General features: G+C 72.5%; 15 protein-coding genes. 6 read left to right on the plus strand and 9 right to left on the minus strand.

Going from position 1 to position 14,323, the window contains the following annotated elements:
• The first annotated feature begins 102 nt into the window (after positions 1 to 102).
• The 3 genes from ACZ4XD_RS21740 to ACZ4XD_RS21750 are packed head-to-tail and all read left to right on the plus strand — an operon-like array spanning position 103 to position 3,184.
• A complete protein-coding gene (locus ACZ4XD_RS21740; protein ID WP_327224703.1) occupies positions 103 to 1,410 on the plus strand; it encodes a magnesium transporter MgtE N-terminal domain-containing protein in 1,308 nt (435 codons plus the stop codon).
• Positions 1,400 to 1,981, plus strand: coding sequence for a DUF1003 domain-containing protein (locus ACZ4XD_RS21745; RefSeq protein ID WP_468044395.1), 582 nt, complete (start codon positions 1,400 to 1,402; stop codon positions 1,979 to 1,981). The genes ACZ4XD_RS21740 and ACZ4XD_RS21745 overlap by 11 nt, the downstream gene beginning before the upstream one ends.
• A 42-nt stretch (positions 1,982 to 2,023) precedes the next feature.
• A complete protein-coding gene (locus tag ACZ4XD_RS21750; RefSeq protein WP_042148270.1) occupies positions 2,024 to 3,184 on the plus strand; it encodes an Mrp/NBP35 family ATP-binding protein in 1,161 nt (386 codons plus the stop codon).
• Between the two features lie 147 nt (positions 3,185 to 3,331).
• Here the strand turns inward: ACZ4XD_RS21750 and ACZ4XD_RS21755 are convergent, their stop codons facing one another.
• The 5 genes from ACZ4XD_RS21755 to sigE form a co-directional block, all read right to left on the minus strand.
• Complete coding sequence (locus ACZ4XD_RS21755; RefSeq protein WP_468044397.1) at positions 3,332 to 3,976, minus strand: hypothetical protein; 645 nt, start codon at positions 3,974 to 3,976, stop codon at positions 3,332 to 3,334.
• Positions 3,977 to 4,095: 119 nt separating this feature from the next.
• Complete coding sequence (locus ACZ4XD_RS21760) at positions 4,096 to 4,575, minus strand: sec-independent translocase (protein ID WP_042148263.1); 480 nt, start codon at positions 4,573 to 4,575, stop codon at positions 4,096 to 4,098.
• A 116-nt stretch (positions 4,576 to 4,691) separates the two neighbouring features.
• Positions 4,692 to 6,449 (minus strand): S1C family serine protease, encoded by a 1,758-nt coding sequence (locus ACZ4XD_RS21765; protein WP_468044474.1) that lies wholly within the window; start codon positions 6,447 to 6,449, stop codon positions 4,692 to 4,694.
• 977 nt (positions 6,450 to 7,426) lie between these two features.
• Positions 7,427 to 8,383, minus strand: coding sequence for an anti-sigma factor family protein (locus tag ACZ4XD_RS21770; protein WP_468044399.1), 957 nt, complete (start codon positions 8,381 to 8,383; stop codon positions 7,427 to 7,429).
• Complete coding sequence (gene sigE / locus ACZ4XD_RS21775) at positions 8,380 to 9,072, minus strand: RNA polymerase sigma factor SigE (RefSeq protein ID WP_042149877.1); 693 nt, start codon at positions 9,070 to 9,072, stop codon at positions 8,380 to 8,382. Before sigE ends, ACZ4XD_RS21770 begins: the two co-directional genes overlap by 4 nt.
• A gap of 285 nt (positions 9,073 to 9,357) precedes the next feature.
• Here sigE and ACZ4XD_RS21780 point away from each other — a divergent pair, with 285 nt between their 5' ends.
• Entirely contained in the window at positions 9,358 to 10,041 is a 684-nt protein-coding gene (locus ACZ4XD_RS21780; RefSeq protein ID WP_468044402.1) for an O-methyltransferase, read from the plus strand.
• Positions 10,042 to 10,175: 134 nt separating this feature from the next.
• Here ACZ4XD_RS21780 and ACZ4XD_RS21785 read toward each other — a convergent pair whose 3' ends face one another.
• A complete protein-coding gene (locus ACZ4XD_RS21785; protein ID WP_006603288.1) occupies positions 10,176 to 10,343 on the minus strand; it encodes a DUF3117 domain-containing protein in 168 nt (55 codons plus the stop codon).
• A 323-nt stretch (positions 10,344 to 10,666) separates the two neighbouring features.
• Here ACZ4XD_RS21785 and chcB point away from each other — a divergent pair, with 323 nt between their 5' ends.
• Entirely contained in the window at positions 10,667 to 11,467 is an 801-nt protein-coding gene (chcB, locus tag ACZ4XD_RS21790) for a 2-cyclohexenylcarbonyl CoA isomerase (protein WP_468044404.1), read from the plus strand.
• Between the two features lie 43 nt (positions 11,468 to 11,510).
• Here the strand turns inward: chcB and ACZ4XD_RS21795 are convergent, their stop codons facing one another.
• The gene (locus tag ACZ4XD_RS21795; protein ID WP_042148248.1) at positions 11,511 to 12,116 is read right to left on the minus strand and encodes a DNA-3-methyladenine glycosylase I; all 606 of its coding nucleotides are present in this window, start codon (positions 12,114 to 12,116) and stop codon (positions 11,511 to 11,513) included.
• Complete coding sequence (locus tag ACZ4XD_RS21800; protein ID WP_468044407.1) at positions 12,113 to 12,550, minus strand: DivIVA domain-containing protein; 438 nt, start codon at positions 12,548 to 12,550, stop codon at positions 12,113 to 12,115. The genes ACZ4XD_RS21795 and ACZ4XD_RS21800 overlap by 4 nt, the downstream gene beginning before the upstream one ends.
• Positions 12,551 to 12,642: 92 nt before the next feature.
• Between ACZ4XD_RS21800 and folP the strand changes: the two genes are divergently transcribed.
• A complete protein-coding gene (folP, locus tag ACZ4XD_RS21805) occupies positions 12,643 to 13,503 on the plus strand; it encodes a dihydropteroate synthase (RefSeq protein WP_468044409.1) in 861 nt (286 codons plus the stop codon).
• Positions 13,504 to 13,515: 12 nt separating this feature from the next.
• Here the strand turns inward: folP and ACZ4XD_RS21810 are convergent, their stop codons facing one another.
• Positions 13,516 to 14,265 carry an LOG family protein gene (locus ACZ4XD_RS21810; protein WP_042148240.1) on the minus strand — a complete coding sequence of 250 codons (750 nt, stop codon included), beginning with the start codon at positions 14,263 to 14,265 and terminating at the stop codon, positions 13,516 to 13,518.
• Positions 14,266 to 14,323 lie beyond the last annotated feature (58 nt).

Here is a 14,323-nt window from a genome sequence, read left to right on the forward strand (position 1 = left end):
CCTACGGCCTCTTTCCCCGGGGCGGCGCGGAGCGGGGCGCGTTAGCCTGAACCCGGATTGATGCCTTATTTCGGGCTGAACGGGAGAAGGGCGGCGCTCTGCATGGCAGTCGTGACGCCTCGGGTCTTCGTCTCCCACCTCGCCGGCAGCGCCGTCTTCGATCCCAACGGCGACCAGGTCGGCCGGCTGCGGGACCTCGTCGCGCTGCTGCGGGTCGGCGACCGTCCGCCGCGGCTGCTCGGTGTGGTCGTCGAGGTGATCAGCCGGCGCCGGATCTTCGTCCCCATGACGCGGGTGACCGGGGTGGACTCCGGCCAGATCGTCATCACCGGTGTGGTCAACATGCGGCGCTTCGAACAGCGGGCCTCCGAGACGCTGGTGCTCGGCGAGCTGCTCGACCGGCGGGTGCGGCTGGTGGAGACCGGTGAGGAGGTCACCGTCCTCGATATCGGCATCACCCAGCTGCCGGCCCGCCGCGACTGGGAGATCGACAAGGTCTTCGTACGGAAGGGGAAAGGCGGGGCGCTGCGCCGCAAGGGAGAGGCGCTGACCGTGGAGTGGTCGGCGGTGACCGGCTTCTCGCTGGAGGAGCACGGACAGGGCGCGGAGAGCCTGCTGGCCACCTTCGAACAGCTGCGGCCCGCCGACCTGGCCGGGGTGCTGCACCATCTCTCCGCCAAGCGGCGCGCCGAGGTCGCCGCGGCACTCGACGACGACCGGCTCGCCGACGTCCTGGAGGAGCTGCCGGAGGACGACCAGGTGGAGATCCTCGGCAAGCTGAAGGACGAGCGGGCCGCCGACGTCCTGGAGGCGATGGACCCGGACGACGCCGCCGATCTGCTCTCCGAGCTGCCGGAGGAGGAGAAGGAACGACTGCTGGCGCTGATGCGGCCGGAGGAGGCCGCGGATGTCCGGCGGCTGATGTCATACGAGGAACGGACCGCGGGCGGGCTGATGACCACCGAGCCGATCGTGCTGCGGCCGGACGCCACCGTCGCGGACGCGCTGGCCCGGGTCCGCGACCCGGACCTGTCCCCCGCCCTGGCCGCCCAGGTCTATGTCTGCCGGCCCCCGGACGAGACCCCCACCGGCAAGTACCTGGGCCTGGTGCACTTCCAACGGTTGCTGCGCGACCCGCCGTTCACCCTGGTCAGCTCGATCGCCGACACCGATCTGCCGGCCCTGCCGCCGGACACCCCGCTGCCGGAGGTGACCAGCTATCTGGCCGCGTACAACATGGTCGCCGCGCCGGTCGTGGACGAGAGCGGGGCCCTGCTGGGCGCGGTCACCGTCGATGACGTGCTGGACCATCTGCTGCCGGACGACTGGCGGGAAGACGGGCTGCACGGCTCGGCGACGGCCGGGCTGACCGGCAACGGTCGCCTCGGGAAGGCCGCGCATGGGCGCTGAGGAGCGGGACGGCGGCCGGGAACGGTCGCGGGCGAACGGCGCCTCCGCGCTGCGCCGGGGCCCCGTGGACCGGCCGCGGGTGCGCCTCGACCAGCCGCGCGCCCCGCGCCGTACGTTCCTGCCCGAGTACGACCCGGAGGCCTTCGGGCGGCTCTCGGAGAAGATCGCCCGCTTCCTGGGGACCGGCCGCTTCATCGTCTGGATGACCTTCACCATCATCGTGTGGGTCATCTGGAACACCACGGCGCCCAGCTGGCTGCGGTTCGACCAGTACCCGTTCATCTTTCTGACGCTGGCGCTGTCGCTCCAGGCGTCGTACGCCGCGCCACTGATCCTGCTGGCGCAGAACCGCCAGGACGACCGCGACCGGGTCACCCACGAGCAGGACCGCAAGCAGAACGAGCGCTCCATCGCCGACACCGAGTATCTGACCCGGGAGATCGCGGCGCTGCGGCTCGGGCTGGGCGAGGTCGCCACCCGCGACTGGATCCGCTCCGAGCTCCAGGACATGCTCAGGGATATGGAGCCGCGGCAGCCGGCTGACGCGGAGAGTGATGAACGCGACCGCTGACGGCCTTTCCGGAGGCCGCCTCATGAGCCGTACCATCGGGACATGGCTACCGACACGCCCCATGGCGCCACCCCGAGCGAGGACGCGGTCCGCGAAGCGCTCGCGACGGTGAACGACCCCGAGATCCACCGCCCCATCACCGAGCTGGGGATGGTCAAATCGGTGGACATCGCGGCGGACGGCGCGGTGGCGGTCGTGGTCTATCTGACCGTCTCCGGCTGCCCGATGCGCGAGACGATCACCAGCAATGTGCGCGAGGCCGTCGAGCGGGTCGAGGGCGTCACCTCCGTCGCCGTCGAGCTGGACGTGATGAGCGACGAGCAGCGCAAGGAACTGGCGGCCTCGCTGCGCGGCGGCACCGCCGAGCGTGAGGTGCCGTTCGCCCAGCCCGGTTCGCTGACCCGGGTCTACGCGGTCGCCTCCGGCAAGGGCGGCGTCGGCAAGTCGTCGGTGACGGTCAACCTCGCCGCGGCGATGGCGGCCGACGGCCTGAAGGTCGGTGTCGTCGACGCCGACATCTACGGCCACTCGGTGCCCCGGATGCTCGGTGCCGACGGCAAGCCCACCCAGGTCGAGAACATGATCATGCCGCCGTCGGCGAACGGCGTGAAGGTCATCTCGATCGGCATGTTCACCCCGGGCAACGCCCCCGTCGTGTGGCGCGGCCCGATGCTGCACCGCGCGCTCCAGCAGTTCCTCGCCGATGTCTACTGGGGCGACCTGGACGTGCTGCTGCTGGACCTGCCCCCGGGCACCGGCGACATCGCCATCTCGGTGGCCCAGCTCGTCCCGAACGCCGAGATCCTCGTCGTCACCACCCCGCAGCAGGCCGCCGCCGAGGTCGCCGAGCGGGCCGGTTCGATCGCCGTGCAGACCCACCAGAAGATCGTCGGCGTGGTCGAGAACATGTCCGGGCTGCCCTGCCCGCACTGCGACGAGATGGTCGATGTCTTCGGCACCGGCGGCGGCGAGCGGGTCGCCGAGGGCCTGACGAAGACGACCGGCACGCAGGTGCCGGTGCTCGGCGCCATCCCGATCGACGTCCGGCTGCGCGAGGGCGGCGACGAGGGCAAGCCGGTCGTGCTGACCGACCCCGACTCCCCCGCCGGTTCGGCGATCCGCACCATCGCGGGCAAGCTGGGCGGCCGCCAGCGGGGCCTGTCCGGTATGTCGCTGGGGATCACCCCGCGCAACAAGTTCTGAGACGGCGGGAGGCGCGGCGGCCGCACGGGACGCCGCGCCTCCCGGCTCCCGGCTGATGTGGGAAGGGGCGGGCCCTGACGGGTCCGCCCCTTTTGCTGTGGCGCGCCCGGCCGTCCGGGCCCGGTTCCGCCCGGTGTGCGCCCCGGCTCAGCCCTCGTACGCGGACAGGTCCTTGATCACCGAGAACCCCAGCCCATACGCGCTCATGCCCCGCCCGTAGGCGCCGATGTGCACGTCCTCGGAGCCCTCGCCGGCCGAGCCGGCCAGCACCCAGCCGTACTCGGACTCGCGGTAGGCGAACGAGGTGGGCACCCCGTCCACCGGCAGCATCAGCTCGCTCCAGCTGCCGCCGCCGAGATCGTCGGCCAGCTCCCAGGCGAGCATCGTCTGCTGGTCCAGCCAGTCCTGGCGCAGCGTCCGGTCCATCTGGGTCGGCCAGGTCTGCGCGAGCAGCCCCGACCCGGCGAGCCAGGCGGCCGTCGAGACCGAGGTCGCCTCCAGGACGCCGGTGCCGTCACCGCTGCGCCGCACGGGGCGGCTGGCGACCGTCACCACGACCGCGAACCGCTCGTCCTGCGGCGGTTCCACCTTGATGGTGGGCTCCGCACCGTGCCCGGTGGCGCCGTGCTCGACGGTGCCGTCCGCGGCCGCGCCGACCTGCATCAGCCAGCGCGGACCGGTGAACGCCTCGTCGAGGCCGTACCACGGGAACGCGGCCAGCAGATAGCCGTCGACCTTCCGGCCGGCGCCGGCGGCCGCCTCTTGTGTCGCTGACGGACTGGTCGTCTCCATCTGCGCGGAGCCTCCTTGTTGCCCTGCGTCGTGGGCGGCCCGCCCCCCTCAGGCGACCGAACCCCGGACACCCGGAGCATAGCCATAGGCTTCCACACAGACAGTCATACCGGTGTGTGTCAGGTGGCGTCGGCGTCGAACGGCGGACGCTCGTCCGGCTGAGCGGTCCTCTTGACCATGTCGGGGCGCCCGGCGGAGGCGGCCGGGGACTCCTTGGACAGGCTCGGACCCGAGCCGTTCGAGGGCGTGGCGGAGGAGGCGCTGTCGTGGCCGTGGACGGCGTCGGTGACCTCGGCCATCTCCTTCTTCAGGTCGAAGCCGTTACGGATCTCCTGAAGGTCCTTGAGGCCGTACTCGTCCTTCTCCAGGACGTGTTTGCGCACGAAGTTCTTGGGCTTGAGGTCCTCGAACTCGAAGTCCTTGAACTCCGGCCCCAGCTCGCTGCGGATGTCTTCCTTGGCGCTGTCCGAGAACGCCCGGACCTTGCGGACGAAGGACATGACGTCCTGGATGACCTTGGGGAGCTTGTCCGGACCGAAGATGAGCACGGCAAGGATCACGAGCGCCACCAGCTCGAGGGGTCCTATGTCGAAGAACACCTTGCAGCTCCTTGGGTTATCCGCGGCCTTCGGTGGCCTAGGGGCCAGGCCGCCTATCACGGTACCTGGCCCCGCACGTCGGGCGGGAGTCGCCCGTACCAACACCGTGCAAACGATCAGCCCGTGCTGGAGGATCCCAGGCTGAGCCGGACGGACCGCTCCTTACCGCCCCTTTGGAGGGTCAGCACCAGCGTGTCGCCGGGCCGGTGGCTGCGGATCTTGACGATCAGCTCCTCGCCGCTGTGCACGGGCGCGCCATCGACCTTGGTGATCACATCGCCGGCCTTGATCCCGGCCTTGGCGCCGGGGCCGCCCGGGAGGACCGGCTGTCGGCCGTCCTTGCTGCGCTCACTGACCCGCGCCCCGTCGCCCGCGTACTCCATCTCCAGCGTGACGCCGATCACCGGGTGTGTCGCCCGGCCGGTGTTGATCAGCTCCTCGGCCACCCGCTTGGCCTGGTTGATGGGTATGGCGAAGCCCAGCCCTATGCTGCCGCCCTGGCCCTGGCTGTCGCCGTCCGGGCCGCCGCCGCTGTCGGCCGCACGGATGGCGCTATTGATGCCGATCACCCGCGCCTTGGCGTCCACCAGCGGACCGCCGGAGTTGCCCGGGTTGATGGGGGCATCGGTCTGCAGGGCGTCCACATACGACACATCGCTGCCGTCGCCCTTCTGGCCGCCCGCGGTGATCGGACGCTGCTTGGCGCTGATGATCCCGGACGTGACGGTGTTGGCGAGGTCGAACGGGGCGCCGATCGCCACCACCGGGTCGCCGACCCGCACCGAGTCGGAGTTGCCGAGGGTGAGCGGGCGCAGCCCCGCGACGCCCTCCACCTGGACGACGGCGAGGTCGTAGCCACCGTCCCGGCCGACGACCTTGGCCTTGGCCGTCTGGCCGCCGCTGAAGGTCACCGAGATCTCGCCGCCGCTGCCGGCCGGTTCGACCACATGGTTGTTGGTGAGGATGTGCCCCTGGTGGTCGAGGACGAAGCCGGTCCCGGTCCCCTGCTCGGCGCTGCCCCGCACGTGGAGGGTGACCACCCCCGGCAGTGCGCGCTGTGCGATCCCGGCGACGCTGTCGGGCTTACGGCCCCCCTCATCGGCCCCGGACTGCGGCAGCTTGATGTCGCTGAGCCCGCCGTAGCGCTCGACATACGCCCCGATGCCACCCCCGACACCCCCCGCGAGCAGGGCGAGCGCCACCGCTCCGGCGACCAGCGGTCCCCGTCGGCGGCGCCGGCCGGCCGGCGCCGCCATGGGCCCGCCCTGCAACGGCGCGCTCCAGGGGTCGTATTGGTGCCAGGCGCCTTGGGGGGCGGGGGGCGCGGGGTGGGAGGTGGGGGCCTGGCCGGGGACGTGGGCGTGGCCGGGGGTGGGGGCCTGGCCGTGGCCACTGGGGCCGGTGGGGCCGGGGTGCGGGCCGGGAGCGTGGGGCGCGGGTGGCGAGGCGGGGTGGGGGCCGCCGGGTCCGGTGGTGCCGGGCTGCGGGCCTGATCCGTAGGGCGCGGTCGCCGAGGCCGGGCGGGGGCCGCCGTCGCCGGGGTGGGGGACGAAGGCGCCGTCCGTGCCGTCCTGCGGCGCGTCGGGTCCGGCGGCCGGCCCGGCCGCGGCAGTCATGGGGGCGCTCTGTGGGCCGGTGGCCCCGGGGTCGGCGGCCTGCCCGGGGGCGGGCTGGGGGGTGCCGGTCTTCTGGAGGCCCGGCCGGTGAGGTGCGGCCGGGTCGGCGGCGGGCCGGGGGTTCGCGGTGTCCGCCGCCCCGGCCGGGTGCGGCTGCTCGGCGCCCGGTGCGAGCGGCGGGCGCTCCTCACCGGTCGTGCCGGACGGCGCGGCGGGCGCGGGTGCCTGCGGCGGGCCCGGGTAGGCCGCGGCGGGCATCGCGGTCTGCGGGGCGGCCGGGGCGCCGTACGGGGGCAGCGGCCCGGCCTGCGGCGGAAGCACCGTGCCCTGTGCGGGGGTCGCCATCGGCCGCTGCACGGGCGGTGCGGGCGCCCAGGGTCCGGGGTCGCCGTAGGGAGGGGTCCCGTACGGGTCCTCGGCGTGCAGGGGCTGCCGGCGCGCGGCGGCCGGGGTCTCGGTCGGTGCGGGTGCCTCGGGCGGTGCGGGTGCCTCGGGCGGTATCGCAGTGGCTTCGGGGGCGGGGGTGGGCGGGGTGGGCGCGGAGGCGGGCGCGGCCGCGATGACCGTCGTGGCCGTCGTGTCCGCGCCGTCCGGGGTCCGGGCAGGTGAAGCCGTTTCGTCCCGTACGTCCTCACGCACCTGTCCCGGCGCCACGGTCGCCGCGGCGGTCCCGGCAGCCGGAGCCGCCTCGTCCCGCGCGTCCTCACGCACCCGCCCGAGCGTCACGGTCCCCGGGTCCGGCCGCGTACCGCCGGCCGGGCGGCCCACGGCCGCGGCGGTCTCCTGATCCGGACCGGCCCCGGCTGTCGCGCCCGACGCCGCCGTCAACTCATCGGCGGGCGCGGCCACTTCGGCCGTCTCGGCAACTTCGGCCGTCTCGGCAGGTCCGGGCGCCACCGCGCCGTTCCGGGGCTCGGGCGGACGCACCACCCAGTCCTCGTCGCTGTGGTGCACGGCGGACGTGCCGGAGCCCTCGGTCCGCGTTCCGTCCGGCGTATTACCGGCGGGCGGCAGCGTCTGCGGGCCGGCCTCGGCGGACGGTTCCGTGCCCGTGCTGCTCCCCGGACGGCTCCACCACTTCAGCTTCGACCCGGCGGCCTTACCGTCGTCCATGCTCTCCCCAGAGTTCGCCCGCGTCGCGCGCGGGCCACCACCACCTCGCGGACGCGCCCGGTCAGGGGTGCGCCGCCCCACAGCGATTCAACCAGTTCCGTGTGGGGCCGCGCAGGGGACGGTCAGTGCGGGGCCGGGGCTCCGCCCTTGGCGGAGGGGCCGACCGCGGCCGCGGAGCCGATCAGCGGATGCTTGGGCTCCAGGGGCGGCAGCGCCGGAGGGTTCTTCCGCACCGGGGAGTTGCCGGTGGCGGCGGCCAGGGGCGCGAGGTGATACGGCGACGCCGGACCGCTCCCGGCTATCAGCGGGGAGAGGCCGAAGCGACCGGCCGGCGCGGAGGGCGGTGCCGGCGCCGACGCATAGGGGGCGGGGGGTGCCGCACCGGGGCCGTAGAGGGCCATGGCGCTGGGGGCCGGGGCCAGGGTCGGACCGCCGGACGGCTGCCGGCCGGCGGAGTTCTTGGCGGCGAACTCCGCGCCGCGCAGCAGGGAACCGCTGTCGGCGGCCGGGCTGACGCTGAGCGGGGTGACGGTCGTGCCGCCGCTGTCGACGCGCCCGCCGGGCAGGTCGACGGCCGCTTCCAGCGGGAGGGCGCCGCCCAGCGCGAAGGCCGCGAGGGAGACCGCGCCGGCCGCCGCGAAGGCGAACCGCCGCCGCTGTGCGGGACGGTCCACCTCATGCACCCGGAAGCCGCGGCCGCGCGAGGGGGTGGGAAGCGCCGCCATGGCATGGCCGGAGTGACCGCCGGAGGGGACATAGCGGAACGCGCCGCCGCCTCTGGCGAAGTCACCGCGTCCGAGGGCGCCGTTGCCGAGCCGGCTGCCGGGACCCTCGGGGTCGCCGCCGGGCAGCTGCTGGAGACGTGCCAGCAGACCCTCGGACGGCCCGGGGGGTGCCGCCTGGGCGAAGACGTTCTTCAGCCGACGCTGGGCGTCGGCCTCCGCCTTGCATTTGCCGCAGGTCGCAAGATGCGCGAGCACCCGCTCGCGCGCGTCATGCCCCAACTCGCCGTCGACCAGGGCCGCAAGGCGGTCGCCGAGATGCTGCTCGGCGGGGGACGGACCGCCGTTGCCGCTCACGCGATTCCGACCTCCTGCGAGGGCACCACGGCCAGCGAGCGCCGCTGCTCGCGCTCTTCGGCGCGAGTGGCCGGGGCCCGGTGCTTGAGGGACTTGCGCAGATGGGAGCGGCCACGGTGGATCCGGCTGCGGACCGTGCCCAGCTTGACGCCGAGGGTCGCGGCGATCTCCTCGTAGGACAGGCCCTCGATGTCGCACAGCACGACCGCGGCGCGGAACTCCGGCGCCAGGGTGTCCAGCGCCTGCTGCACATCGGCGTCGAAATGGGTGTCGTTGAAGTGCTGCTGCGGGGAGGGCTCACGGCTGGGCAGCCGCTCGGCCGCGTCGTCACCGAGCGCGTCGAAGCGAATACGCTGACGGCGCCGGACCATGTCCAGGAAGAGGTTGGTCGTGATGCGGTGCAGCCAGCCCTCGAAGGTGCCGGGGGTGTACGTCGACAGCGAACGGAAGACGCGGACGAACACCTCCTGGGTGAGGTCCTCGGCGTCGTGTTGATTGCCGGTGAGGCGATAGGCGAGGCGGTAGACCCGTGCACTGTGGGTGCTGACGATCTCCTCCCAGCTGGGCGGAGTCCACGCCTGCGCATCCGCGTCTGCGGCAAAGGTCGCGGTGGTCGCGGAGTCGGCGGTGGAGGCCCCTCCCATGCCCTTCGGGCCATGGGGGCGGAAACGGTCAGCGGTGTTTGTCACGGATTTCGGCTCGGCGAACGACCTCTTCAAGCGCCTCAGCACCCCTCGGTCACCCGCCGCAGCCGCACCTCCCCTGGTGGCTCTGGTGGTGTCCAGTAGAGCCCCTACCATATCCACCTCGCCCGTTAGCTCCGGATAAGCAGTTTTGACCTGCATTTGGTCCTGCTTCTCGTCCTGGTTCGCGTCTCGCGCGGTCGTCACCGTGCCTCCCCCCGTCATCCCGCCACCCCTCCTTAACGTCCAGTCCCATCTGCGGGTTCCCGCACGCAGCGGATACAGTCACGGTTGCGTCAACTACGGGGACAGGAGAGGGCCATTACCGGCAACCGGCAGACGAGCTTGGCATTCGCCGAGGCGTACGGCGCCGGGACCATCGACGACAGCGCCGAGGCCGCCCTGCACTGGTCCCGTGACCGCGCACGGGATGCCGGTATCCGCACGGTGACCACCGGCACCGGCTCGGCCCTCCGTCTGCTCGCCGCCGCCGTGGACGCCAAGGCCGTCGCCGAGATCGGCACCGGCACGGGCGTGTCGGGCATCTACCTCCTGCACGGCATGCGGCCCGACGGGGTACTGACCACCGTGGACCTCGAACCCGAGCGGCAGGCGTTCGCCAAGCAGGCGTTTCGTGCGGCCGGCTTCGCCGGGAACCGCGCCCGCTTCATTCCCGGACGGGCCCTGGACGTACTGCCCCGGCTCGCGGACGGCGGATACGACCTCGTGTACTGCGACGGCGACCTGATGGAGTGCTTGGAGTACCTCGCTGAATCGTTGCGGCTGCTGCGCCCCGGCGGGCTGGTCTGCTTCGAGGGCGTCTTCGCGGACGGCCGTACGGTCGATTCGGCGGTACAGCCCGCGGAGGTGCTGCGGCTGCGGGAACTGCTGCGGGCCGTAAGGGAGAGCACGACCCTCGTACCGTCCCTGTTGCCGGTCGGTGACGGACTGCTCTGCGCGGTCAAGCGCGGTTGACCGCACGGCCAAGGAGGTACGAAACGGCCCCGGCACGCGGCGCGCCTTCACTGCGCGCCACGTGCCGGGGCCGGGGTAATTCGGCTGGGGATACCGGGGTCAGCCCCGGGAAACCGCCGGTTGCGCCGCCCTTGTCAGACGGTGACCTTGTCCAGGGCCTCACCCAGGGCCTTGGCTTCGTCGGGGGTCAGCTCGACGACGAGCCGCCCGCCGCCTTCGAGCGGAACACGCATGACGATGCCCCGCCCCTCCTTGGTCACCTCGAGCGGGCCGTCGCCCGTCCGCGGCTTCATGGCCGCCATGCTCGTTCCCCTTCCTGAAACCAGCTCATCTCAGCCGACGGCCCGAATAGGCACGTGTCACCGGCATCGAACACATTGCTTCCAGGCCATTATCCCGCATCGAACGACCCGATGACCAACATCGGGCTGCATCCCTTCGGCAACGCGCTCCCGCAAACCCCCTCAATTCGGAGAGGCGGCTGCAATACTTCTCCACCCGCCGACCCCCGGCGCGCCCGCAATCTTTGATGTACGTCACATGCCGATGCCCGATGATCTCCGGCATCCTGAGCGCTGACTGCCGCTGCCGAGCAGTCCGAGCCGCGACGGAGGGGACTCCCACTATGGCCGACACCGTGCTCTATGACGTGACCGACGGACTCGCGACGATCACGCTCAACCGCCCCGACGCGATGAACGCGCTGAACATCGAGGCGAAGGTCCTGCTGCGGGACACGCTCCAGGAGGCCGCCGCCGATTCCGCCGTGCGGGCCGTGCTGCTGACCGCCACCGGGCGCGCCTTCTGCGTCGGGCAGGACCTCAAGGAGCACATCGGCCTGCTGGCCGAGGACCGGGCCACCGGCTCCGGGAAGACCATGAACACCGTGCGTGAGCACTACAACCCCATCGTGACGGCGCTGACCGAGATGCCCAAGCCCGTGGTGGCGGGCGTCAACGGGGTCGCCGCGGGCGCCGGCGCGGGCTTCGCGATGGCCGCCGACTACCGCGTGGTCGCCGACTCGGCCTCGTTCAACACCTCCTTCGCGGGGGTCGCGCTGACCGCCGACTCCGGGATGTCCTGGACCCTGCCGCGGCTGATCGGCCAGGGCCGGGCCGCCGACCTGCTGCTCTTCCCGCGCAACGTCAGTGCCCAGGAGGCGTACGAGCTGGGGATCGCCAACAAGGTGGTGCCGGCCGAGGAGCTGGCCGGGGAAGCCGCGGCCATCGCCCGCCGGCTGGCCCAGGGCCCGACCGGCGCGTATGCCGCGCTCAAGGAGTCGCTGGCCTACGGGGCGGACCACTCGCTCGCCGAGACCCTCGGCAAGGAGGACGAACTGCAGGGCCGGGCAGGGGCATCGGAGGACCACCGGATCGCGGTCGAGGCGTTCGTGAAGAAGGAGAAGCCGGTCTTCCTGGGCCGCTGACGCCGCTGACCCGCCCTGGTCCCGGCCCCGCCGGCCGGCCGGGTCAGCCGGCCGCCGCCTCCACGGCCGCCCGGACGTGGCACTCCGCCAGATGGTCGTTGACCAGACCGCAGGCCTGCATCATCGCGTAGGCGGTCGTCGGGCCGACGAAGCGGAAGCCGCGCTTCTTGAGGTCCTTGGCGAGCGCCGTGGACTCCGGGGTCGTCGGCTGGAGATCATCGACGGTGCGCGGCACCGGCCGGCCCGCCCGGGCGGGGGCGAAGGACCAGATCAGGTCGTCGAGCTCGCCGGGGGCCAGCTCGGCGGCCACCTTGGCGTTGTTGATCGTCGCGGCGATCTTGGCGCGGTTGCGGATGATGCCGGGGTCGGTGAGCAGCCGCTCGGCATCCGCGTCCGTGAACCGCGCGACCTTCGCGATGCGGAAGCCGGCGAACGCGGCGCGGAAACCGGGGCGGCGGCGCAGGATCGTGATCCAGGACAGCCCGGACTGGAACGCCTCCAGGCTCATCCGCTCGAAGAGGGCGTCGTCGCCATGGACCGGCAGGCCCCATTCGGTGTCGTGGTAGGCGCGGTAGTCGGCCATCTGCGCCGACTCCAGCCCCCACGGGCAGCGCGGGATGCCGTCCGGTTCCCTCACCACGCCGCTCATGCCCGCTCCTCGCCGTCCGGCCGCCGTCCGGGCGCTTCGGGGGCGTCCGCGGATTTCTGGTCGCCGGGCCCCGCCTCCGGCACCGGCCCGAGCACCGGCGGGCCGTCCTGTATCAGCCCCGGGCCGCCCATGGCGGAGGCATGCGCCCCGGCCAGCGCGGCCTCCAACTCGGCGATCCGGGCGTCCCGCTCGGCGAGTTCGGCGCCCAGCCGGTCCAGGACGTCGTCGACGTCGGTCATCCGATAGCCACGGACAGTGACCGGAAGGCGGACGGCGTCCACATCGGCGCGGGCCACCGGGCGGTCCTCCGGCAGCGGGTCGTGCAGCCGGTCCGGCTCGGCATCCCGCAGCCCACCGCCGTCACCGCCACCGACGACCACGAGCGTGACCGCGGCCACCACCACGACCATCGCGATCAGCAAGAACCAGAACACGACCAACTCCCCGGACTATGTGCCTGCACTGATCGTGCCATGCGGGTGTGACAGTTAGGGTCGCTCCCGGACCACGGAGAGGGAGTCAGGGAATGCTGCGGCTGGGGAATCGCGAGTTCGGCGCGCACGAGCCGGTGATCATGGCGATCGTCAACAGGACGCCGGACTCGTTCTACGACCAGGGCGCCACGTTCCGTGACGAGCCCGCGCTGGCCCGGGTGGAACAGGCGGTGGCCGACGGTGCCGCGATCATCGACATCGGCGGCGTCAAGGCCGGTCCCGGCGAGGAAGTGAGCGCCGAGGAGGAGGCCCGTCGCACGGTCGGGTTCGTCGCCGAGGTCCGCAAGCGCTTCCCCGATGTGGTGATCAGCGTCGACACCTGGCGGCACGAGGTCGGCGAGGCGGTGTGCGAGGCCGGCGCGGATCTGCTCAACGACGCCTGGGGCGGCGTCGATCCGCGGCTCGCCGAGGTTGCCGCGCGCTATGACGTCGGCCTGGTGTGCACCCACGCGGGCGGCGCCGAGCCGCGGACCCGGCCGCACCGGGTGACCTACGACGACGTGATGGCGGACATCCTGCGGGTGACGCTCGGACTGGCCGAGCGGGCCGTGGAGTTGGGCGTCCGGCGGGACGCGATCATGATCGATCCGGGGCACGACTTCGGCAAGAACACCCGGCACAGCCTGGAGGCGACCCGGCGGCTGGGCGAGATGAGGGACACGGGCTGGCCGGTGCTGGTCTCGCTGTCCAACAAGGACTTCGTCGGCGAGACGCTCGACAGGCCGGTCAAGGACCGGGTCCTCGGCACCCTCGCGACCACCGCCGTCTCGGCCTGGCTGGGCGCCCAGGTCTACCGCGTCCACGAAGTCGCCGAGACCCGGCAGGTGCTGGACATGGTGGCCTCGATCGCCGGCCACCGGCCCCCGGCGGTCGCCCGCCGGGGACTGGCCTGAGGGAGGCGTCCCCTAGATCCCGACCTCCTTGGTCACCAGGGCGATTGCCTCGTCCACGTCGTCGCTGAGGTGGAAGAGCTCCAGATCGTGCATCGACGCCTTGCCCTGGGCGATGAGGGTGTCGCGCAGCCAGTCGACCAGACCGCTCCAGTACGCCGTGCCGAAGAGCACGATCGGGAAGCGGGTGACCTTACGGGTCTGGACGAGGGTGAGCGCCTCGAAGAGCTCGTCGAGGGTGCCGAGGCCGCCGGGGAGCACCACGAATCCCCGGGCGTACTTCACAAAACACGTCTTTCGGACGAAGAAGTAGCGGAAGTCCACGCCGAGGTTCACGTACTCGTTCATGCCCTGCTCGAAGGGCAGCTCGATGCCCAGCCCGACGGAGGTGCCCCCGGCCTCGTTGGCGCCCTTGTTGGCGGCCTCCATGGCGCCGGGGCCGCCGCCCGTGATCACCGCGAAACCGGCGTCGACCAGGGCCCGGCCGATCCGTACACCGGCGTCGTACTCCTTGGAGTCACGCGGCGTACGGGCCGAGCCGAAGACGCTGACGGCCGGACCCAGCTCGGCCAGCGCGCCGAAGCCCTCCACGAATTCCGACTGGATGCGCATCACGCGCCAGGGGTCGGTGTGCACCCACTCGGAGGGGCCTTCGGAGTCCAGCAGCCGCTGGTCGGTGGTGCCGGTCTGCACCTGCTCCTGGCGGCGCAGTACGGGACCCAGCCGCTGCTCCTCCGGGACCGGTGCTCCCTCGGGACTGGCCATGTCGTGCTCCCTCCGCTGGCAGATCGTTTGCCTGTTCAGCGTAGATCCGCCGACATGA

The organism is Streptomyces sp. NPDC029466, assembly GCF_055574515.1.

What these genes read in the sequence shown, in the direction of transcription:
- ACZ4XD_RS21745 (WP_468044395.1), top strand. Translation starts at nt 1,400, where the DNA reads ATGGGCGCTGAGGAGCGGGACGGCGGCCGGGAACGGTCGCGGGCGAAC.
- ACZ4XD_RS21810 (WP_042148240.1), bottom strand. Translation starts at nt 14,265, where the DNA reads ATGGCCAGTCCCGAGGGAGCACCGGTCCCGGAGGAGCAGCGGCTGGGT.
- chcB (WP_468044404.1), top strand. Translation starts at nt 10,667, where the DNA reads ATGGCCGACACCGTGCTCTATGACGTGACCGACGGACTCGCGACGATC.
- ACZ4XD_RS21765 (WP_468044474.1), bottom strand. Translation starts at nt 6,449, where the DNA reads ATGCCCGCCGCGGCCTACCCGGGCCCGCCGCAGGCACCCGCGCCCGCC.
- ACZ4XD_RS21755 (WP_468044397.1), bottom strand. Translation starts at nt 3,976, where the DNA reads ATGGAGACGACCAGTCCGTCAGCGACACAAGAGGCGGCCGCCGGCGCC.
- ACZ4XD_RS21750 (WP_042148270.1), top strand. Translation starts at nt 2,024, where the DNA reads ATGGCTACCGACACGCCCCATGGCGCCACCCCGAGCGAGGACGCGGTC.
- ACZ4XD_RS21795 (WP_042148248.1), bottom strand. Translation starts at nt 12,116, where the DNA reads ATGAGCGGCGTGGTGAGGGAACCGGACGGCATCCCGCGCTGCCCGTGG.
- ACZ4XD_RS21740 (WP_327224703.1), top strand. Translation starts at nt 103, where the DNA reads ATGGCAGTCGTGACGCCTCGGGTCTTCGTCTCCCACCTCGCCGGCAGC.
- folP (WP_468044409.1), top strand. Translation starts at nt 12,643, where the DNA reads ATGCTGCGGCTGGGGAATCGCGAGTTCGGCGCGCACGAGCCGGTGATC.
- ACZ4XD_RS21785 (WP_006603288.1), bottom strand. Translation starts at nt 10,343, where the DNA reads ATGGCGGCCATGAAGCCGCGGACGGGCGACGGCCCGCTCGAGGTGACC.